Raw genomic sequence first — 22,374 nt, forward strand, 5'->3', positions numbered from 1 at the left:
TTATTTGTTTTCTTTCGATTTTGTAGTTTTTGTTGGGCGTGTCTTTTGAGAGATTTGGGTTATGATAAGGGATAAAATGATGATTAAAACTAATAAAAATTTTTCAAGATTACCAAATTGCGACATTTCTTCAAAAACATCCAAAATAAATGAAGCTGTAGTAAATCCCGTTAACATTGCTAAAAATAAAAGTAATTTAGTTAGATTCAAAGGTTTAGAAATTCTAAATAAAACAATAAATAAAATGAAAGTGGAGAGTAAAATTACAAAATTAGAAACTATTTCTAATTGTTTGAAATCGGGAGAGTGGGTTGATGTAAAACCAATTTGCAAACCAAAAGTTAAGACATAACTAATAAAAGCTAGACTTGCATAAGGAAAGGCTTTTTTGAGATTATTAAGTAAAAAGTTTTCACTGATAATTTCGTTATTTTTTTCAAAAGATAAAAAAAGCGAAGGAATGCCAATTGACCAATAGTCCATGACAAATTGCAATTTCAAAGGGGATAACGGATAGTAGCAAGGAAGCCTTAAAAAATTAAAGAAAATAACAGCAATTGCAAGCATAAAAGCAATAATAGTTTTGGTAAAAAACAAAATAGAGATTTTATCTAAATTGTTAATAATTCTTCTACCTTCAAAAACTACTTTAGGCATGGAAGAAAAATTAGAATCCATCAAAACTAAATTAGCAATATTACAAGTAGCTTGGCTACCTGATGCCATTGCAATGGAAAGATCGGCTTCTTTTAGGGCTAAAATATCATTTACACCATCGCCTGTCATGGCAACTTTTTGTCCTGTTTGTTTAAAAGTTTGAATTAAGATTTTTTTTTGTTGGGGTGAAGTTCTTCCAAAAACATTGTATTGAGTAGCTATTTGGATGACTTCTTGATCAGAAAGCCCTTCTAAACTGATGGTTTTATAAGCATCAATAATACCTACTCTTTGAGCTATTTGAGAAACTGCAACATGATTATCACCAGAAATTACTTTAACACAAACGCCATTTTTCTGAAAAAAATCAATGGTAGTGACTGCGTCTTTTTTAATGGTATCTTCAATGATAATTAAAGCTAAAGGGATGCATGGTATGTCATGTAATTTTTGGTGTTTACAATTTATTTGAGAAATACAAGGCTCAGCGCTTTTAGCTAATAAAAGTACTCGATAACCTAATTGGGTATGAGTTTCAAAATCTTTTTTAATAAGATGAAAATTGTTTTTTAAAATAAATTCAGGTGCGCCCAAAAAAATGGTTCCTAAATTTTTAAACTCAACTGCACTATATTTTCTTGCGCTGGAAAAAGGAAGGCTTTGGGAGATTTGATAAAGGGTTGAAGGAGCAAAAGTGTTGGGGCTAAATTTGTTTATTAAAGCATTATAAGTGCTATTAGAAGTGGGACAAGCAGATAAAAAAGAGTTCATTAATTTAGCAAAATCAAATTCTTTAGGGTGATAAGGAATAACTTTTTTAACTTGCATAGTACCATCAGTAATAGTTCCTGTTTTGTCGAGGCATAAAGTGTTTATTTGAGCTAACATTTCGATTCCAAATAGATTTTGGGCATAAGTTTTTTGTTTTGCTAAACGTACAAAACCTACTGCCAAAGAAATGTTGGTCAGCAAAAAAAGCCCCAAAGGAAGCATTGCTATCATCATGCCACACAAACCTAGTAAGGAATTTTGCCTGAAATCTGATATTTTATTATTTTCTTTATTAAAAGCAAAAAAGGCTAAAATAATAGCAAAAAGTGTGACAAAAATAATGATTGTTTTGATTAACGAAGATAAACTTTGCATCAAAGGAGTGATCGGTTTTTTGTATTTTTTAGCTTCTTGAGAAACTTTTTCAATATACATATCACTTCCTACGGCTACAATTTCGGCATAACTTTGACCTGATACCACGTAGCTACCAGAATATAAAAAATCGTTTTCTTTTTTAACAACTAATTTAGATTCACCAGTTAGAAGCGATTCGTTAACTTCTAAAACACCCGATTTTACCTTGGCATCAGCTACAATTTGTTCGCCTGCTTCCAAAAATAAAAGATCTTCTAAAACCAAATCAGAAGAAAAAACTTTTTCTTTTTGGCTATTTCTTATTACTTGGGAATAGCTTTTCATCAACAAAGATACTTTGTCAAGAGTTATTTTAGCTTTAATTTCTTGAATAACGCTAATAAAAAAATTGGTTAAAGAAACTACTAAAAAAAATAAATGTTCATATTGTTCTATGAAAATAATGATTAATGCTACAATTAAAATCAACAAATTAAGATAATTTAAGAAATTACTAAATAAGATATCTTTAATGCTTTTAGAATTTTTATAGTTAGAAGCATTAACTTGACCCGCATTTTTTTTTTGTTCTACTTGCTTGTTAGTTAGCCCTTTAAGGTTTTTTTTTGTTGCGATATTGGGATTATTTAAAGATTCATTCATGCACAAACCACCACACTTTTCTTAAATAATATCGGCATTTTTAATAAATTAATGCGTATTGGTAATAATTTTTGAAAGCAAAACTAAGAGTTTTTTTCTTGTGTTTTTTTGGGCAAAAGCAAAAAATCAATTCTTCCGCGTTCGTTGATTTTGGTGCATTTAACCAAAACTGTTTCACCTATTTTTAAAACATCGGTGATTTTTTGAAATTTCATTTTATTAACGTGGATAAGCCCTTCGATTCCTGGACAAACTTGTGCCACAGCTCCAATCATTTTTCCTTGTTTATCACTTAAAAAACGTAAAATAGAGGCTTGATAGCAAGTGCCTACTTGAATTTCTTGGATTAAACTTTCAATAAAAGCGACTGTTTTTTTAACTGTTTCTAAGTTGGAATGCATTACAAAAACGCGTCCGTCTTGTTCAATATCAATTTTTACACCATCATGAGATTCAATAATTTGATTGATGATTTTGCCACCACTTCCGATAATATCACGAATTTTTTCTGGTTTTATTTGCATCATACAAACTTTAGGGGCGTACTTTGAAACTTCTAAACGAGGTTGAGAAATTGTTTGGTTCATTTGTTCTAAAATATGAAGGCGTCCTTTTTTGGCTTGTAAAAAAGCTTCTTGCAAAATTTTAAAAGGGATCCCTTGGATTTTAAGATCCATTTGTAAAGCAGTAATTCCTTTGTTGGTACCTGCTATTTTTAAATCCATGTCTCCAACGTGGTCTTCTAAACCTTGGATATCACTTAAAATAACGTATTTATTGGTTTCTTGGTCAAAAACTAATCCTACTGAAATTCCTGCAACGGCTTTTTTTAAAGGAACCCCTGATGCCATTAATGCCAAAGAAGAAGAGCAAACAGTGGCTTGAGAAGAAGAACCGTTAGATTCTAGAATTTCAGAAACTACTCTAATAGTGTAGGGAAAATCTTTTTCTTCGGGCAAAACTTGAGATATGGCTTTTTCGGCAAGAGTGCCGTGTCCGATTTCTCGTCTGCTAGGAGCAGTATAACGACCAACTGCACCAACTGAAAAAGGAGGAAAGTTATAATGAAGCATAAAACGTTTATTTTGTTCGTCACTTAGACCGTCAATAATTTTGCTTTCTGATAAACAGCCCAAGGTCACTGCAGCAAGGCTTTGAGTTTTTCCTCTGGTAAACAAAGCAGAACCATGAGCGCGGGGCAACAAATCAATTTGGGATTCGAGGGTTCTTATTTCTTCTAATTCTCTTTTATCTGGTCGTATTTTTTCTTGTAAAATTAAAGAACGCATTTCTTGTTTGGATAATTTTTGAAATAAGTTTTCTGTTATTTGTAAATGTTTTTTGTGGGCTTCGTAATCAAAAACAGTAATAGCGTCAATAGTTTTGAAAAAAGGAGTTTGTTTGGCTTGGTCTAGGATTTGTTCTTTTAATTGTTGTAAATCATTTTTGCTATTGCAACTTAAAATAGCTTGTTTAACTTGGGAATGGTTTTTAGCAAAAAAGGATTGTTGTTGAATTTGTTCAGTTTGATGCAAGGTTTTTGTCATTTTGACAGGTGCAAATTGTTGCTTGATATTTTCTTGAAATAAGCACAGTTTTTTAATGTATTGGTGTGCAAAATTAATGGCTTCTAAAAAGTCTTGTTCGCTAACTTCATTGGCGTGTGCTTCTATCATAGTAACGTTGTGTTTGGTGCCTGCAACAATCAAATGTAGAGTAGAATTGGCAAGTTGTTGCAAAGTGGGATTGATGATAAATTCATTGTTGATTTTTCCTACATAAACTCCAGAAATGGCTTCAAAAAAGGGTATTTCAGAAATCAATAAAGAAAGAGAGCTTCCAAGCATAGAGGCAAGTTCGCTTTTAAAATCAGGGTCTAAGCTTAAAACTGTATTAATTACTTGAACTTCTTGTTGAAAATAATCAGGGAATAATGGGCGTAATGAACGGTCAATGAGGCGTGAAGTGAGGATTTCGTGGTCGTTGGAACGCCCTTCGCGGCGTAAAAAACTGCCAGGAATTTTTCCAGCAGCGTATAATTTTTCTTGATAAATAACAGTAAGAGGTAAAAAATCAAGATTATTGGGTTTACGACTAAAAACCATAGTTGTAAGAACCACTGTATCTTGGTAGCGCACTAAAATAGAAGAATCAACGTTTCTGGCGTAAGTTCCTATTTCAACTTGAAAAGAATCTTTTAAATTAGTAGTTTCAAAAACTTTTTTTAACACTTGAGATACTCCTTTAAGTAACTTGGTTGGGGTGACAATTTTGGATGTGATAAAAAAATATATAAAAATAAAAAGCTAGAGTTTGAATTGATTTCAACAAACTAGCTTAATAATTAGATAATTATTTTAATTTTAAGTGATATTTATAAAAAATCAATTTAAAATTATTTTCTTAAAAAAAGAGAATTTTGTTAAAAAAATAAGTCAATTATTGATTGTAAAATTGACTTAATAAATTAGAAAATACTAATTTAAAAAATGGGTTTCAAGGACAAAAGAAAAAACACAACAAAAGATGGCGCCCACGCTAGGACTCGAACCTAGGACCCTCTGATTAACAGTCAGATGCTCTAACCAACTGAGCTACGTAGGCAAATTTTTGGTAGAGGATGAGGGACTTGAACCCCCGACATTCTGCTTGTAAGGCAGACGCTCTCCCAACTGAGCTAATCCTCTTTTTTATTCTTTTTTATAAAGCAAACCTTGGCACTCCCTATCTTCGCTCAATAAAGAACTATTGTCAGTACTAAGGACTTAACTGCTGTGTTCGGGATGGGAACAGGTGTTGCCCCTTAGTTTTATGCACCAAGGATCTTTCAAAACTAGATAAACGTTGGTATTTAAAAAATCAAAGTCAATGGGTCTATTAGTACTAGTCAGCTGAAAAGATCACTCTTCTTACACCTCTAGCCTATCAACCTGATAGTCTTTCAGGGACCTCATAGGGAAATCTCATCTTAAGGGGGGCTTCACACTTAGATGCTTTCAGTGTTTATCCCTTCTATACATAGCTACTCAGCTGTGGCTCTGGCGAACCAACTGAAACACCAGCGGTATATCCATCCCGGTCTTCTCATACTAGGGACAGTTCCTTTCAAATTTCCAACGCCCACGACGGATAGAGACCGAACTGTCTCACGACGTTCTGAACCCAGCTCGCGTTCCGCTTTAATGGGCGAACAGCCCAACCCTTGGAACCTTCTCCAGCTCCAGGATGCGATGAGCCGACATCGAGGTGCCAAACCGCTTCGTCGCTGTGAACGCTTGGAAGCGATAAGCCTGTTATCCCCAGGGTAGCTTTTATCCGTTGAGTCACGGCCCTTCCATTCGGTACCGTAAGATCACTAAGTCCGACTTTCGTCCCTGCTCGACTTGTAAGTCTTGCAGTCAAGCTCCCTTATGCCTTTATGCTCTACAAATGATTTCCAACCATTTTGAGGGAACCTTCGAACGCCTCCGTTACTCTTTAGGAGGCGACCGCCCCAGTCAAACTGCCCACCAAACACTGTCCCTCACATTACACATGTGCAGGTTAGAAACTAAAAATAACAAGGGTGGTATCCCAAGGACAACTCCAGAAAAACTAGCGTTTTTCTCTCACAGTTTCCCACCTATCCTGTACATCTTATTTCCAATTTCAATATTAAGTTGCAGTAAAGCTCCATGGGGTCTTTTCGTCCTGTCGCGGGTAACCGGCATTTTCACCGGTAATTTGATTTCACCGAGGCTCTTGTTGAGACAGCGCCCAAATCGTTATGCCTTTCGTGCGGGTCGGAACTTACCCGACAAGGAATTTCGCTACCTTAGGACCGTTATAGTTACGGCCGCCGTTTACTGGGACTTCAATTCAATGCTTTGTTGCCTGACATCTCCTTTTAATCTTCCAGCACCGGGCAGGCATCAGCCCCTATACATCACCTTACGGTTTAGCAGAGACCTATGTTTTTGATAAACAGTCGCTTGGGCCTATTCTCTGCGGCTTTTAGTTTTAATAAAAGCTCTCCTTATCCCTAAGTTACGGAGTAATTTTGCCGAGTTCCTTAACAAGAGTTTGCTCGCGCGTCTTAGTATACTCTACCTACCCACCTGTGTCGGTTTGCGGTACGGGTAGTTAATCAATTAGCCCTAGAAGTTTTTCTTGAAAGTATGACATCAATCACTTTACTTTCAAACCTTATCTTTTAAATGAGAAAACGGATTTGCCTGTCTTCTCAGACTTAGTTTTTCTGCCCCAATCCAATAAGGGGGGTGTTTAGCCTGCTTTGTCCCTCCATCAGTTGATTAACTAGTGCAGGAATCTCAGCCTGCTTGCCATCGATTACGGATTTCTCCCTCACCTTAGGACCCGACTAACCCAGGGAGGACGAACCTGGCCCTGGAAACCTTGGGTTTTTGACGGATAGGATTCTCACCTATCTTTTCGTTACTTACACCGGCATTCTCACTTCTGACCTCTCCACCACTGCTTCCGCTATGGCTTCACTGATGTCAGAACGCTTCCCCTACCATTCAAATAACTAAGAAGTCATTTGAATCCGTAGCTTCGGTATGATGTTTTAGCCCCGGTACATTTTCGGCGCAGAGTCATTCGACTAGTGAGCTATTACGCACTCTTTAAAGGATGGCTGCTTCTAAGCCAACCTCCTAGTTGTTTAAACGTCTTCACTTCCTTTGCCACTTAACATCAATTTTGGGACCTTAGCTGACGGTCTGGGCTCTTTCCCTTTTGACCATGGACCTTATCACCCACAGTCTGACTGCTGATTTTATTTGGTAACATTCGGAGTTTGATTGAGTTCGGTACCCCGAGGTGGAGCCCTTACTCATTCAGTGCTCTACCTTCACCAAATTACTAAATCAACGCTAGCCCTAAAGCTATTTCGGGGAGAACCAGCTATCTCTGAGTTCGATTGGAATTTCACCCCTAGCCACAAGTCATCCAAACACTTTTCAACGTGTCCTGGTTCGGTCCTCCATTTAGTTTTACCTAAACTTCAACCTGCTCATGGCTAGCTCACTTCAGTTTCGGGTCTATGACATGCAACTAAACGCCCTATTAAGACTCGCTTTCGCTACGGCTCCGTTCCTTAAAACTTAACCTTGCTCCATATCATAACTCGCCGGTTCATTCTGCAAAAGGCAAGCCATCACACATTAACGTGCTTTGACTAATTGTAGGCACACAGTTTCAGGATCTATTTCACTCCCCTTTCGGGGTTCTTTTCACCTTTCCCTCACGGTACTAGTTCACTATCGGTCACTAAGAAGTATTTAGCCTTAGGAGATGGTCCTCCCATCTTCCGACAAGATTTCTCGTGTCTCGCCGTACTTATTGATACCCTAGATTTTAACTTACGTTTACGGGACTGTCACCTTCTTTGGTGCTTCTTTCCAAAAGCTTCTACTTCGTTAAAATTTTATAACTACAAATGATATCAGGCTGTTCTGGGTTCGCTCGTCACTACTACCAGAATCGTTATTACTTTCTTTTCCTGCGGTTACTTAGATATTTCAGTTCGCCGCGTTTCCTTTCTTCTAACAAGATAAATCGGATTAGAAGAATATTACATCTTCAATGTAATGGGTTTTCCCATTCGGAGACCCACGGATCTTCACTTATTTACAGCTTCCCGTGGCGTTTCGCCGTTAATTGCGTCCTTCATCGGCTCTTAGTGCCAAGGCATCCGCTGTGCGCCCTTAGTTCCTTTGATTTTTTAACCTTCGTTTATCTACTTTTCAAAGAGCTTTTTTAAGATTTTGCCTATTTTTGGTTATGGTGGGCCTAAATGGACTTGAACCACCGACCTCACACTTATCAGGCGTGTGCTCTAACCAACTGAGCTATAGGCCCTTAATCTTAAAAAGATTTAAATGTTGCAAATAAAATTTGCAAGGAATTTAAAATGAAAAACTTTCTTAAGTCTCTCAAAACTGAAGATGATAATTGTTTCCTTAGAAAGGAGGTGATCCATCCCCACCTTCCGGTAGGGATACCTTGTTACGACTTAACCCCAATCATCGACCCTACCTTAGACGGTTCCCTCTTCTTGCGAAGTTAGGCCACCGGTTTTGGGTATTGCCAACTTTCGTGGTTTGACGGGCGGTGTGTACAAACCCCGAGAACGTATTCACCGCGACATGCTGATTCGCGATTACTAGCGATTCCAACTTCATGAAGTCGAGTTGCAGACTTCAATCCGAACTGAGACTGTTTTTTTGAGATTCGCCAAAAACTTGCGTTTCAGCTACCCTTTGTAACAGCCATTGTATCACGTTTGTAGCCCAGGTCATAAGGGGCATGATGATTTGACGTCGTCCCCACCTTCCTCCAATTTATCACTGGCAGTCTTGCTAAAGTCCCCACCATTACGTGCTGGCAACTAACAATAAGGGTTGCGCTCGTTGCGGGACTTAACCCAACATCTCACGACACGAGCTGACGACAACCATGCACCACCTGTGCAACTGATAACCTCCACTGTGTTTCTACAGCTTTGCAGAAGCATGTCAAGACCTGGTGAGGTTTTTCGGGTACCTTCGAATTAAACAACATGATCCACCGCTTGTGCGGAGTCCCGTCAATTCCTTTAAGTTTCATACTTGCGTACGTACTACTCAGGCGGAGTACTTAATGTGTTAACTTCAACACTGGTTTTACCCAACGTTTAGTACTCATCGTTTACGGCGTGGACTACCAGGGTATCTAATCCTGTTTGCTCCCCACGCTTTCGTGCCTCAGCGTCAGTAAAGACCCAGCAAGCCGCCTTCGCTACTGGTGTTCCTCCATATATTTACGCATTTTACCACTACACATGGAATTCCACTTGCCTCTATCTTACTCTAGCTAAACAGTTTTTATAGCATCACAATGTTGAGCATTGCACTTAGACCATAAACTTATTTAACAGCCTACGCACCCTTTACGCCCAATAATTCCGGATAACGCTTGCCCCCTATGTATTACCGCGGCTGCTGGCACATAGTTAGCCGGGGCTTATTCATTAGGTACCGTCAGAATGATTTTTCCATCATTTATTCTTCCCTAATAAAAGAACTTTACGTACCGAAATACTTCATCGTTCACGCGGCGTTGCTCGGTCAGAGTTTCCTCCATTGCCGAAAATTCCCTACTGCTGCCTCCCGTAGGAGTTTGGGCCGTGTCTCAGTCCCAATGTGGCCGTTCAACCTCTCAGCCCGGCTACACATCATAGTCTTGGTAGGCCTTTACCCCACCAACTAACTAATGTGACGCAAGCTCCTCCCTAAGCATACCTATTAATAGGTCTTTTAAAAACAAGAAGATGCCTTCTTGTCTACTATCCAGTCTTAGCAGTCGTTTCCAACTGTTATCCTCGTCTTAGGGGTAGATTGCTTACGCGTTACTCACCCGTTCGCCACTAAAGTTTAATTGATTAAACTTCCGTTCGACTTGCATGTATTAGGCACGCCGCCAGCGTTAATCCTGAGCCAGGATCAAACTCTTCGTATGTTACAAAATTGATTCATCAAAAATTGCTTTTTGGTGTCAATTTTAAGGTGTTAAAAAAATAATTGAAAATATTCGTTAATTATCATCTTCAGTTTTCAAAGATTAAAAAAATTAATGGTGAAGGGAGGTGGATTCGAACCACCGTACCTTACGGAACAGTTTTACAGACTGCTGCGTTTAGCCGCTTCGCTATCCCTCCTAAATTGCTTAACAATTTCAAATTTATTTACCTTAGATATTATAGCACATATAAAAATGAAAAGCAAGCTTTTTTGTTTTTTTTTAAAATTTTTAATTTGGGTTGTCATTTTTGATAGGAATTTGGGGTTGGATAATGGCGTTTAAAATAGTTTTTTTACAAATAAATATTTTTTATTTTGTAAAAAAAATTATCTTAACTAAATATGAAAAAATATAAAGATATTATTTGTTTTTTTACTTAGTTTGTTTTTTTGACTTGTTGGAAGCATCAATGAAGACAAAAGTTTTTATAAATTGTTTTGTTTTAATGCAAAATATTTTTTTTGTATTTTTTTTCTAGTGAGCAAAGTTTGGAAAATAGTATAGGTATTCCCAACAATCCAATATAAAGACAATATTGGGTTAGAACGCGAGAAAAACACCATCATTAAAATCATAAAAACACTCATAATTTTAATGCTTTTTTCTGATTGTTTAGCTTTTTGTTTTTGTTCTGAAGTCAAATGATAAGAAGGAGTTTTTAAATAATCTGGTTTTTTAAAACTAATTTTATTCAAAATAAACATCGTTGCTCCAACTAAAAAAGAAAGCAAAAAGATAACAAAAGCGTTGTTGGGATTAGAAGGTTTTAAATTAATTAATCCTAAAAAGGGCTTTTCAATTAATTTATCAGTTGCAAAAATACCTCCAGGAATAATAAAACGACTTAGGGTTTGATTAATTGCAATAAATAAGGGAAGTTGTAAGAAAGATAGCAAAAAACCCCAAAAAGAAAAATTATTTTTGCGATAAACTTTTAAAATTTCTAACTGCATTTTTTGAGCAGAAGCAAGATCTTTTTTGATAGCATATTTTTGCTTTACTTTTTCAATTTCGGACTGAATTAAGCTCATATTCATACTCAAAGTACTTGTTTTAGTATAAATAGGCCAAGTTAAAGTACGGATGAAAACGGTAGCCAAAACGATTCCTAATCCTAAGTTTCCAAAAAACATACCAGAAGCACCATAAACTAAGAAAGTTGAGAAAAAATATAAAAAAGAACCAATTGAAATTATTAAAATATTCCAAAAATAACCAAAGAGACTCCATTCCAGCCTAGAAGTAAATTGAATTGGCACTGAAAAATTGGTTATAAAAAGTTTTCTAGGCATTAAACGGCCATTATTAAATCTAACATTAATTTTAGATAAAACATTATTTGAAGTGTTTTTGATATTTTCTGCATAATCATCTTCTAATTTTATATTTTCTAAAGAAACCGAAATAAGTTTATTAGACGAATCAATTTTTTGAAACTCTAATGCGTCTCTTAATTCTTTTTTTTGATATTTATTGTTTTCAATATAATCATCATTAGTGCCTGCAGCAACTGTTAAAAAATCCTTCATTAATTTATTTTTGAATTCGGTTGTTTCTTTATCAGTTTTAAAAGTTAAAAAATATTCTTCTTTATTATCTAATTTAGAAAAATTAAATTCATCTTTTAATTTAGGATCTGGTTTTTTTATTAAACTAAAAAAATATTTTGCTTCTTTTTTTTTAGCTAACATGCCTTTAAATTCGTCTTGCGTAGATATTTGAATTTCTTTCTTTTTGTCATTGATGACATAAACTACAAAAATATCAGCATAATCAGATAATAGCTTAGAAGAATCAACAGGATCAAAATATTTTTTATGTTTTTCGCTATTTTTAAAAACAACAACTTTGTCTAAAACTTCTATTTTTTCAGGCTTTGGAGGAGTAAGGAGCCAAAAAAATAACCCGAATAGAAAAATTGTTAAAAATAAAAAAAAATTTTTTGAAGAATGATTTCTAACATCCATTTTAATTAACTCCTTATTTTAGTTATTTGAAAGTAATATGCGAGTTTTGGTAGCGAATTGAAAAAAGAAAGTTTTTAATTGTTTAAAAGTTAGGGTTTTGGCTGGAGCTTTAATAACAATAACAAAACACATTTTGGGGTTAAGGCAAGGAGAAAAACTACTAATAATCGCTCTTAAACGACGTTTGATTAAATTTCTTTCGTGGGCTTTTCCATATTTTTTGCCAACACTTAAAGCAAATTTAAAATGAGGAAAGGTAGTTTGTTTGACATAATAAATAATAAAAAAAGAGTTTCCGTATCTTTTTTTAGATTTAAAAACAGGGGTGATTTCGTTTTCTTTTTTAAGAATATATTTTCTTTTCATCTTATTAATGATCCTAAAATTCTTAACTTTTATATTCAAAACATCAATTAACCATTTTAAAAAATATAAATTCCATAATTATTAATGGCGCAATAACAATAAAAAGAAATTTATCAAAAAAACACCGAAAAAGCGGTGTTTATTTTTGGTTTGAATATAATCAAAATCAAGTTAGTTTTATTTTAAACTGTTATTTGCAAACGTCCTTTAGCTCTTCTTCTAGCAAGAACTTTGCATCCTCCAACAGTTGACATTCTAGCTCTAAAACCATGAGTTCTTTTTCTTTTGATTTTGCTAGGTTGATATGTTCGTTTCATAAAAAAACCTCTTTTCTATTTAACACACTTTCCTAATTATAGCTTTTTTAATATGAAATGTCAAGTCTAAAAGTTTTGAATAATTAAAAAGTAGTGGTTGTGGGGGGTAAAAAATGTAAAAATTAAAATATTTATAAAAAGAAAGAAAACATTTGGATAAATGATTTTTAATAAGCTCTAGCAAATAAAACAGTTTGAAGGGCTTTTTTGTTAGTAACAGGGCAATTAGCAGTAATTAAATTAGTTTCTAAAATAACTCTTGCAGTAGCTCCTGTTTCTTGTTTAATTTGCAATTCGGCATCAGTTCCTGAAATGCTCATCGCTACATAACCGCCTTGTTTGAGGTAAGTTTTAAATTCTTCATAAGTAGTAGCTTGTTTGCGATTTTGTTCTAAATGTTGCAGTGCTTTTTGATACATGTTGTTGTGCATGGTTTCAAATAATTGCGGGATTTGAGATGGAAAATCTTTAATTTTGATATTTTGTTTGGCGAAGTTATATCTTTGAAAAATAGTAACTTCATCATTTTCTAAACCACGTTTACCAATTTCTATACGTAAAGGAACACCTTTAAGCTCATATTGACTAAATTTCCAACCAGCAGTTTTGTCTTGTAGATCAAGATGAACGCGATAGTTTTTTTGAAGGATGGAAAAAAGATTTTCGGATACTTGTTTTACCGACTCATCTTGAGTTTGCAAAGGAATAATTACAATTTGCATAGGAGCAACATAAGGCGGCAGAACTAGTCCTTCATCATCGCTGTGAACCATAATTAAAGCTCCAATTAAACGTGTAGAAACACCCCAAGATGTTTGATGGGCATATTTTTTTTGATTGTCGCAATCTTGAAATTGTATTTGAAACGATTTAGCAAAAATAATACCTAAGTAATGAGAAGTCCCTGCTTGAAGAGCTTGTCCGTCATGCATTAACGCTTCGATAGAATAAGTGATTAGGGCTCCAGCAAATTTTTCTGTTTCGGTTTTTTTGCCACACACAAAAGGAAGAGCTAAAAGGTCTTTACCTAACTTTTGATAAATATCAAGGATGGATAAAGTTTGTTGCATCGCTTCTTGTTCGGTGGCATGCACAGTGTGTCCTTCTTGCCACAAAAACTCTTTACCTCTTAAAAAAGGTTTAGTTGTTTTTTCCCAACGAACCACATTGCACCATTGATTATATAACTTAGGTAAATCACGATAAGAAGTGATTGTTTTAGAATAATATTGCGAAAATAAAATCTCTGAAGTAGGACGAATTACTAGTTTTTCGGATAAGTTTTTTTTGCCTGTAGTTGTTATCATTGCTGCTTCTGGAGAAAATCCTTGAATATGTTCTTTTTCTTTGTGAAATAGTTTTTCTGGAAAAACTAACGGAAAATAAACATTTTGATGCCCTGTTTTTTGCAAAGTACAATTAAGATGTTTTTGAATATTTTCCCACAAAGCATAACCATAAGGAAGATATATAATAAACCCTTTTGCCTCAGAATAAGCTATTAATTCAGCTTTGAGACAAATATCTGTATACCATTTTCCAAAATCAGATAAGCGAGTAGCAACTGTTTTAACTCGTTTCATTGTCTTCATTTTTAATTACCTTTGTTTAGTTATAATATATTATAAATATTTAAATTAAATGTATGATTTTTGTTGGTTTTTAAAAAACAAACTATAAGCAAAAATATTATAACATGAAAAAATAATAAAAAATAAATATTTAAAAGTATAATGATGGTTTGTAAATGGAGGTCTTTTGAAAATATTTATTTTTTAAAGAATATAACAATTCTTTTATTTCAATTTATAATAATGTTGTTGTAGTTTGGAAACGAAAAGAAATAATTGTAGGTGGAATTAGAATTTGGCAATCCGTAATAAAAAAAGGGGGGACAAAAGTTTTTTATTGATTAAAAAATGTCAAATATCTATTAAAAAAGAAAGGATAAAAAAAATAAATTTAAAATGGCGGAGTAGAAGGGATTCGAACCCTTGAACCGATTTCTCGGACTACGTCCTTAGCAGGGACGCCTCTTATAGCCACTTGAGTACTACTCCTAAATTATATAAAAAATAATAAATAGATGAATATAAACAAATATAAAAAGTAAAAATAAAAGGAGGTTTGATGAAAAAATAGTAATTGCAATTTGTTAAAAAATATCAAAAAAAGTGTATTAAAAAAATGGAGGCCCTGAACGGATTTGAACCGTTGATCAAGCTTTTGCAGAGCCATGCCTTACCACTTGGCTACAGGGCCAAACATCGCTTTAATGCGATTTGTTTGTAATTAAATTAATGAGTGACAAATGTCTTTGACTTCTTTAGGGATATGTTTTGATAAATTAAGAGCTCCTTCTTGAGTGATTAAAATGATTAAAAGGTTGTCTTAAATTATTGCCCCAAACCCTAAAAATCTTTTAATATAGACCTGGTTAGGCATTAATTGCGCTGTTTTGTTCATATAACACATATATAATTGCAAACGTCATGAATATCTAATCTTAAATGATGTCATAAGTCGTGATAGCAATATTGATGGATTTTTTCGTCTTATTTAAGTAAATACAGTTCTTTTAATCCTTGTAAAATAAAATATCTTTACCACATCAGTTTAATTGCGCAAAAGTGTGATGCGGTTTATCCCAAGCAATGATTTCTTTATTAGCTTTAAGAACTAAATTGTCCGCTTATAAAAATAACAACGAGCAATATAAGAGTAATAAAATTATTATAAGTAACATCAATATCAAATAATAAAAAGGTCATTGGGTTTTTAATTGGCATTTAGGTTTATTATAATGCAAAATTAACGTATTTTCTCCTTAAGCAGCAATGATTTCAAAGGTTTTTTAAGTTTGGTTATTTTCCAAAAATAATGGAAAAGAGAGGCTATTTGATATCCACACATTACAGTTTTTAATTTTTTAAAATAATTAAGGATTTGATGATTGATATCTAGCAGATATTATAAATTTTTAAAAAGGTTATAAAGAAGCAATTTTTTGATAATATTATAAAGCCTAACTTGCTTTTTGGTATAAGGTTTTTTTGGATAGGCCAAAATAAAAACCCTCTAAAGAATCAATAAAAGAAACACCTTTGAGATATCGAAGAAAAATCATAAAAACTCAAAATATCTACATCCCACAAGGTTTTAATAGGGTCATTTTATTCTAAAAATAAAAAAGTATGAGATAAATTATGTGTTTTTACCAAAAATAAAATGGTTTTTGGTTAGTTAATTCCTGTCGAATAATAAAAATTATGATCGAATTCAAAAGGAAAAGCTTGACCACAACTCTTAGTAATTGCTTTTCCAGAATAAAAAAGAATAGCGTCGTTTGGTTTAATTTTTAGTATGAAATTATTTCTATTTTGCAAAAACATAAAAAAACGTTTTCCCCTTTTTAAGATAGAAAGGAGCAAATAAGTTCATAAAGCAAACGTAAAAATGTTTAATATTAAAAAAATTAATATTAAAAAAAGAAGGCAAAAAATTGTTTTATTTTTTTTCTCTATGTAGAGTGTTAGTTCTAGAAAAAGGACAGTATTTTTTTAATTCTAAACGTCCTGGAGTCTTTTTTTTATTTTTATCAGTATGATAATTTTCTCTTTTGCACTCTGTGCAAACTAATTTTACTAAATCACGCATGTTAATTTTCTCCTAACTAATTAAGCAATATAGTACTATTATATCAAATTTTTTGATAAATAATAAAGAGTTTTTAAAATTATTATTATTTAGTTTTTTTATAATTAGTAGTAGTTTTTTTATTAAGTAAACGTTTTTTAATCCATAAAAGAGTATAAGTCATCAAAACTGTAAAGACAAAAAGGCAAGAAAAGACCAAACAAACAAATTCATAACCTGAATAAACAAAACGATAACGTTTATGATGACGATTTTCATTATCTTCTAACTTTTTGGCATTTGCAGGATTATTTAATTTTTGTTTAAAAGGAGAAAAGAAAACATAAGGAAACATTTTAAAAGGATCTCTTTTAGCTGCTTGTTTTTCTGAAATTATAATTGGTTTATCTTTTTGCAGATCTTGAAAATAATCTTGCATAGAAAAAAAGCCAAATAAACTAAAAAAGGTCATATAAAGCAAGGGATGAATAAAAGCTATCCACATTTTTTTATAAGGAATAGCATAAGAATTGACTTTAAAATAAAAATATAGATAACATAAGGGAGATAAGGTGTGATGCAAATGAGAAAGAAAAAAAGAAAGACTAAATTTAGGTTCATAAAAATGTCTACCTTTATCAATTAAAGTGTGAAAAATTAAACCTGTCATCAAAGCACTAACTAAACATGCAAAAACTAAATAATGATAACATTTTTTTTGTCTTAATTTGGTAAAAAATAAAGCATAAACAATTAATAAAAATAAATTAACTTGATGGGTAAAATACCAAAATGTTTTGATAAAAGTGTGGTGTCCAGGATAATAACCGTATTCGTAATCTAAAATGTTGTCTTCTTTTCCTGTGGATTCAAAATCAATTTCAGGCATAAAAGTAGGAGCTTTGTACTTATATTGCCAATAACTTTGTCCTTTATTAACACATTCTTTAAAATCATGAAAAAAAACAAGCATTAAAGTACAAATAGACAACATTAAAAAAAGAAAAACAACATTGGTCTTTTTAAAATAATTTATTAAAACAATTTTTTTAAATCTTAATTTTCTTTTCATATTGTTCCTTTTTGGTTTAACATTTAAATATTCAAAAATGCAATTAAAATAATGGATAATGGAAATAAATTATAAACTGAATTAATGATAAATTATTGCTGATGAGATTGATTTTTAGAAACAATAGGTTGAATAATGTTTTGATTTAAGGATTGAAGAAAAGGATATTTTTCTTCTCTCATTCTTTTAAATAACAAGTAAATAAAACCCCTTTGATAATCAATGCGAGTAATAACCGCTATTTGGGTTTCGTTTTGAACTTTGGCGCGAGTTCCTATTAAATAATTTTTAGCTATGGGTTGCAAAATCACTAACCTACTTCCTTATCGGTTCACTTTATCAAAAATTGTAAATAAAAAAACAAACTAACTAGTTTGTTTTTTTATTTTAAAATATTAAAAAAATTAATAATAAAGATTTTATTCAATAAAAAGATCTTTAAAAGTTTGCTAAATTTGAAAGTAGGAACCTTTTTAGCTGGAATGTAAATAGTTTTACCAGTTCTTGGATTTTTTCCTTCGCGAGCATTTCTGTATTTTGCTCCAAAGGTGCCAAAACCTGTTAAAGTAACTTTTTTATATTCTTCGGTTTCTTCAAAAGTTTGATAAATAAGTTCAATAAAGTTATTAAGAAATTTATTAGCTTCTTTTTTAGTAATACCATTTTTTTCAGCTAATTTTCTTAAAAATTTTAATTTGTTCATTTTTTGCCTCCTTTTCTTTTTATTTACGTACTTATTATAACATCAAAAAAAATAATTTACAAGCGAAAACCAACAATCATTTGCAATTATTTTCGTTTTATTCTTGATTGGTTTCGGGGACGTTTGCAAAATTGAATGGTAAAAAATAATTTAGAATTCGCTTTTGTAAGGTCTTTGAATTAAAGTTGCAAAAACAGTGTCAAAAGGTTTGGATTCAAAAATTAATTGATAAGAGGCTTGAATAATGGGAAGATCTAAATTATGTTTTAATTGCAATTGATAAAAAGCATTAAGAGTTTGGAATCCTTCGACGGTTTGCAAAGAAGAGTCAATAATTTGTTGATAAGGAATTCCTGCAGCAATTTTGGCGCCAGCATTAAAATTTCTGGAATATTTGCTAAAAGCAGTCACAATTAAATCACCTAATCCTGGAAGTCCCAAAACAGTTTGGGGGTTTCCTTGATAAAAAGTAACTAACCTCGACATTTCTAAAATACCACGGCTCATCAAAGCTGCTTGAGAATTAATTCCAAAGTCCTTGGCTACTAAAATACCATTAATGAGGGCTAAAATATTTTTAAAAGCACTGCAAATTTCATTTCCTACCAAATCAGAAGAAGTATATACTTTCAAATAATTAGGGCAAGAAAATAATTTTTGAATTTCCAAGGAAAAAACGGGATTGGAAGAAGCTGCAGTCAGCAGAGTTAATTTACGCAAAATAACTTCTTCGGCATGCGATGGGCCCATTAAGGAAGCAAAATTAGCTAAAAGAGGAGCAGGAATAACTTGTTTGACAATTTCAGAAACACGCAAAAAAGTTAAAGGTTCAATGCCTTTGGAAACATTGACAAACGATTTAGGATTAGTTAACATAAGGGTAATTTTTTTTAGAAGATGACGCATGAATTTCATAGGAACTGCCAAAACTATCAAATCAGAATATTCAAGGGTTTGTTTAAGGCAAGAAACTGCTTTGACATTTAATAACGGAGTATTAAAAATAGGGTGTTTTCCTTGATTTATTTTTTCCACATAAGAAAGGTTGGTGTCATAGAGTAAAACTTGATTGTTGTTATCAGTTAAAACTTGTGCCAAAGTAGATCCCCAAGCACCACTGCCAATAATAGTAATTTTCATAAAATATAGCTTCTTTCTTTTAATCAAAATAGCAAAAAGAGTAATGAAAAAAATTATAGAAAAAAGAAAAAAGGTTTTTTGATAATTAAAAATAAGGTTGAATTTTCTTCAACCACTTATAATTAAATCACAAAGTAAGAACAAATAATAAAATACTTTCAAATAAAATGCAAAAAGAAGGTGGGAGGGGGGTTCAAAATAGTTTTAAAAATTAGACTTTTTTTTATGAAAAATAATTTTAAGGGGCGTTCCTTCTAAATCAAGGTTTTTTCTAAATTGATTTTTTAAAAATCTTTCATAAGAAAAATGAATATATTTAGGGTCATTAACAAAACAAAGAAATTCAGGAGCTTTAGTTTTAGTTTGAAAAATATATTGAAACTTAGCTTTTTTTTGATTAAAGAAAGTGGGGGGTGTAATAAGAGTTGCTTCTTGCAAAATATCGTTTAAAAGACTAGTACTAAACTGACTTTTATAATTGTTAAAAACTCGTTTTAAAATAGCAAAAATTTGAGTAAGACGACTTTTTTTCAAAGCTGATAAGAAAATAACAGGCGCATAAGATAAAAAAACAAATTCTTGACGAATTTTTTGCTCAAAGTTCTTTAGGGTATTTGTATCTTTTTCTAACAAATCCCATTTATTGACAATAATAATGCAAGCTTTGTAATTTTCTAAAATAAACCCTGCAATATTTTTATCTTGTTCTAAAATACCTTCTTTAGCATCTAGAACTAAACAAGCAATATCTGCTTTTTCCAAAGCACCTAAAGCACGCAAAAAGCTGTATTTGTCTTCTTGTTCATAAATTTTACCTCTTTTTTTAATACCTGCAGTATCAATAATTTGGTATTTTTGCCCATCATTTTCAAAAAAAGTATCAACAGCATCGGTGGTAGTTCCTGCCATATCAGAGACAATCATTCTTTGGGATGCTAAAAGAGAATTAGTAAGAGTTGATTTGCCAACATTGGGGCGTCCCACAACACAAAATTTAATAATTTTGTTTTCTTCTTTTTCTTGGTTTTGTTTTTGTTCTGGTTCTAACAGTTGTTTTTCTGGGATTTCATAATTCGATTCAAAAAGCGAACTTTGCAAAGATTTATCTGTTGGAAGTGCTTCTAAAAAGGAAGAATCAGAAGTTAAAGAAGCATCACGCAAAAGAAAAACAATTTTATCTAACAAATCACCTATACCAACGCCATGTTGAGTACTAATTGCAAAAGGAGTATCGAATCCAAGAGCATAAAATTCATAAGTATTGAATAATAAATTGTGGTTGTCAATTTTATTGACTGCCAAAATAACTGGTTTTTTTGTTTTATACAAAAGTTTAGCTAAATAACTATCATTTTGAGTAAGTCCTATTTGACCGTCAACTACAAAAACAATTACATCAGCTTCATCAACTGCAAGTTGGGCTTGTATTTTAATTTGTTCCAAAAAGGGAGTTGATTTAATTTCGATACCACCCGTATCAATAACGCCAAATGTTTTAGTAAGCCAATGGGCAGTAGCATAAATACGGTCCCGAGTAATGCCTTTTTTTTGATGAGTAATAGCGTGTCTTTTTCCAATAATGCGGTTAAACAAACTTGATTTGCCGACATTAGGACGACCCACAATAGCAATTTTAAAAGACATTTAAGCTCTCCTTTTTTTTTCAATTAAGGTAGTAATTTTGGCAATTAATTCATCAATTGATAATTCGGTAGTATCTAGCAAAATGGCATCTAAAGCTTTAGACAAGGGTGCAAGATGGCGATGATAGTCTTTATGATCGCGTTCCTTGAGTTGTTTCATAATTTGAGTAATATCTGTGATTTTGCCGTTTTGGGCATCTTCTTGTTGTTTTCTCAAAGCTCTTTTAGTAATGTTGGCAGTAAGAAAAATTTTTAAATTAGCATCTGGCATTACAACTGTTCCAATATCTCTTCCATCCATAATTAAATTAGGAGTATTGGCGCAAATTTCTTTTTGCAATTTCAATAATTTAGTTCTTACACCAGGAATCAAAGCTACAGAAGAGACATGTTTTTCGACATCCAAAGACTTAATTTTTAAAGAAACATCTTCTTGATTAAGAAAAATTTTATTACAAGAATAAGAAAGATTGATTTTGTCTAAAATTTGATTAAGGCTTTTTTCATTATGCCATGAAACTTCATTTTCTAACAAATATAAAGTTAGCGCCCGAAACATTGCTCCGGTATCAATGTGATTCCAACCTAATTTTTGGGACAACTTTTTACTAATAGTACTTTTGCCCGACCCTGCCGGACCATCAATGGCGATTTTAAAACTTCGCATATGCATATATAACTAACTCCTTATAGCGATCTTAAATTTACTTAAAATTAATTAGGTATTTGAGTAGTTAAGGTTTTTAATTTTTTAATTTCATGAATTTTTAAAGGGCGATAAGCACCTATTGTGAGATTTTCAATAGTTAAAAAAGAATAACGATAACGCTTTAACTTTAAAACTTGATATCCTAAAGCTTGCATCATTTTGCGAACTTGCCTGTTTTTTCCTTCAGTTATTACCAGCTTTAACCAAGTAGAAGGTTTAGGCATATAAGAAATTTTCAAAATATCAATTTCTTTACAAACAGCCAAATATTTTTTATCAATGATAATTCCTTTGCAGAATGTGGAAAGGTCTTTTTTTTGCAAACAAGCATTAATTTTAACATGATATTCTTTAGGAATACAAAAGGAAGGATGGGTTAATTTTTGAGTAAGATCGCCGTCATTAGTAATTAAAAGAAGCCCTGTAGTATTAAAATCAAGGCGCCCTATCGGATATAATCTTTGTATACTTGCTTCTTCAATTAAATCCAAAACAGTAGGGCGATTTTTTTTATCTTTGGCAGTGGAAAGAAATCCATTAGGCTTGTTGAGCAAAAAATAAGAATAAGTGGCTTTGGTGATCGGTTTGTCATCCAAAGTTATAATGTCGCTGGAAGATACTTTGGTTCCTAATTCAGAAATAATTTTGCCATTGACTTTAATGCGTTTTTCCAAAATTAAAATTTCTGCTTTTCTTCTAGATGCGACGTTTGCATAAGCCAAAACTTTTTGTAATCTTTGCATTATTTTCCAATTCTTCCTTGTTTAATTTTGTATTTGCGTATTTAAAACGCATTATTAAAATATTGTT

Annotated in this window: 15 protein-coding genes, 6 tRNA genes and 3 rRNA genes; all 24 read right to left on the reverse strand. The window is 32.5% G+C overall.

The features are described 5' to 3' along the window. Positions 1-2,448 carry an HAD-IC family P-type ATPase gene (locus tag AYWB_RS02250; protein ID WP_041639879.1) on the reverse strand — a complete coding sequence of 816 codons (2,448 nt, stop codon included), beginning with the start codon at positions 2,446-2,448 and terminating at the stop codon, positions 1-3. Positions 2,449-2,531: 83 nt separating this feature from the next. Beyond that, a complete protein-coding gene (locus AYWB_RS02255) occupies positions 2,532-4,679 on the reverse strand; it encodes a polyribonucleotide nucleotidyltransferase (RefSeq protein WP_011412751.1) in 2,148 nt (715 codons plus the stop codon). Positions 4,680-4,975: 296 nt separating this feature from the next. Next, positions 4,976-5,052, reverse strand: a tRNA-Asn gene (locus AYWB_RS02260). A gap of 7 nt (positions 5,053-5,059) precedes the next feature. Next, a tRNA-Val gene (locus AYWB_RS02265) sits at positions 5,060-5,135 on the reverse strand. 25 nt (positions 5,136-5,160) lie between these two features. Continuing rightward, positions 5,161-5,269, reverse strand: a 5S ribosomal RNA gene (gene rrf, locus AYWB_RS02270). Positions 5,270-5,304: 35 nt separating this feature from the next. Next, positions 5,305-8,170, reverse strand: a 23S ribosomal RNA gene (locus AYWB_RS02275). Between the two features lie 63 nt (positions 8,171-8,233). After that, positions 8,234-8,310: transfer RNA gene (locus tag AYWB_RS02280), tRNA-Ile, on the reverse strand. Positions 8,311-8,415: 105 nt separating this feature from the next. Next, a 16S ribosomal RNA gene (locus AYWB_RS02285) occupies positions 8,416-9,948 on the reverse strand. Together the 16S, 23S and 5S rRNA genes with 4 tRNA genes alongside form the textbook arrangement of a ribosomal RNA operon. A 115-nt stretch (positions 9,949-10,063) precedes the next feature. Continuing rightward, a tRNA-Tyr gene (locus tag AYWB_RS02290) sits at positions 10,064-10,147 on the reverse strand. A gap of 289 nt (positions 10,148-10,436) precedes the next feature. After that, positions 10,437-11,978 carry a YidC/Oxa1 family membrane protein insertase gene (locus tag AYWB_RS02295; RefSeq protein WP_011412752.1) on the reverse strand — a complete coding sequence of 514 codons (1,542 nt, stop codon included), beginning with the start codon at positions 11,976-11,978 and terminating at the stop codon, positions 10,437-10,439. A gap of 18 nt (positions 11,979-11,996) precedes the next feature. Beyond that, positions 11,997-12,344, reverse strand: coding sequence for a ribonuclease P protein component (gene rnpA, locus AYWB_RS02300; protein ID WP_041639881.1), 348 nt, complete (start codon positions 12,342-12,344; stop codon positions 11,997-11,999). A 182-nt stretch (positions 12,345-12,526) separates the two neighbouring features. Then, the gene (gene rpmH / locus AYWB_RS02305; protein WP_011412754.1) at positions 12,527-12,661 is read right to left on the reverse strand and encodes a 50S ribosomal protein L34; all 135 of its coding nucleotides are present in this window, start codon (positions 12,659-12,661) and stop codon (positions 12,527-12,529) included. 167 nt (positions 12,662-12,828) lie between these two features. Next, positions 12,829-14,253 (reverse strand): proline--tRNA ligase, encoded by a 1,425-nt coding sequence (gene proS / locus AYWB_RS02310; RefSeq protein ID WP_011412755.1) that lies wholly within the window; start codon positions 14,251-14,253, stop codon positions 12,829-12,831. Positions 14,254-14,629: 376 nt separating this feature from the next. After that, positions 14,630-14,721, reverse strand: a tRNA-Ser gene (locus AYWB_RS02315). Between the two features lie 128 nt (positions 14,722-14,849). Further along, positions 14,850-14,923 (reverse strand) — tRNA-Cys (locus tag AYWB_RS02320). Between the two features lie 977 nt (positions 14,924-15,900). Then, positions 15,901-16,053, reverse strand: coding sequence for an aminopeptidase P N-terminal domain-containing protein (locus AYWB_RS04325; protein ID WP_238374404.1), 153 nt, complete (start codon positions 16,051-16,053; stop codon positions 15,901-15,903). Between the two features lie 115 nt (positions 16,054-16,168). Continuing rightward, positions 16,169-16,318 carry a 50S ribosomal protein L33 gene (rpmG, locus tag AYWB_RS02330; RefSeq protein WP_011412756.1) on the reverse strand — a complete coding sequence of 50 codons (150 nt, stop codon included), beginning with the start codon at positions 16,316-16,318 and terminating at the stop codon, positions 16,169-16,171. An 85-nt stretch (positions 16,319-16,403) separates the two neighbouring features. Then, the gene (locus AYWB_RS02335) at positions 16,404-17,369 is read right to left on the reverse strand and encodes a hypothetical protein (RefSeq protein ID WP_011412757.1); all 966 of its coding nucleotides are present in this window, start codon (positions 17,367-17,369) and stop codon (positions 16,404-16,406) included. A gap of 92 nt (positions 17,370-17,461) precedes the next feature. Beyond that, positions 17,462-17,680, reverse strand: a complete 219-nt coding sequence (locus tag AYWB_RS02340; RefSeq protein WP_011412758.1) for a hypothetical protein — start codon at positions 17,678-17,680, stop codon at positions 17,462-17,464. Between the two features lie 71 nt (positions 17,681-17,751). Continuing rightward, positions 17,752-18,072 (reverse strand): HU family DNA-binding protein, encoded by a 321-nt coding sequence (locus AYWB_RS02345; protein WP_011412759.1) that lies wholly within the window; start codon positions 18,070-18,072, stop codon positions 17,752-17,754. 150 nt (positions 18,073-18,222) lie between these two features. Continuing rightward, positions 18,223-19,212 carry an NAD(P)H-dependent glycerol-3-phosphate dehydrogenase gene (locus AYWB_RS02350; RefSeq protein WP_041639883.1) on the reverse strand — a complete coding sequence of 330 codons (990 nt, stop codon included), beginning with the start codon at positions 19,210-19,212 and terminating at the stop codon, positions 18,223-18,225. 204 nt (positions 19,213-19,416) lie between these two features. Then, complete coding sequence (der, locus tag AYWB_RS02355) at positions 19,417-20,856, reverse strand: ribosome biogenesis GTPase Der (protein ID WP_011412761.1); 1,440 nt, start codon at positions 20,854-20,856, stop codon at positions 19,417-19,419. After that, positions 20,857-21,522, reverse strand: a complete 666-nt coding sequence (gene cmk, locus AYWB_RS02360; protein WP_041640024.1) for a (d)CMP kinase — start codon at positions 21,520-21,522, stop codon at positions 20,857-20,859. A gap of 47 nt (positions 21,523-21,569) precedes the next feature. Continuing rightward, positions 21,570-22,307: a pseudouridine synthase gene (locus tag AYWB_RS02365; protein WP_011412763.1), complete on the reverse strand. Its 738-nt coding sequence runs from the start codon at positions 22,305-22,307 to the stop codon at positions 21,570-21,572. Positions 22,308-22,374: the final 67 nt, after the last annotated feature.

Origin of the sequence: Aster yellows witches'-broom phytoplasma AYWB, from assembly GCF_000012225.1 — a bacterium.
Lineage (GTDB): Bacteria > Bacillota_I > Bacilli_A > Acholeplasmatales > Acholeplasmataceae > Phytoplasma.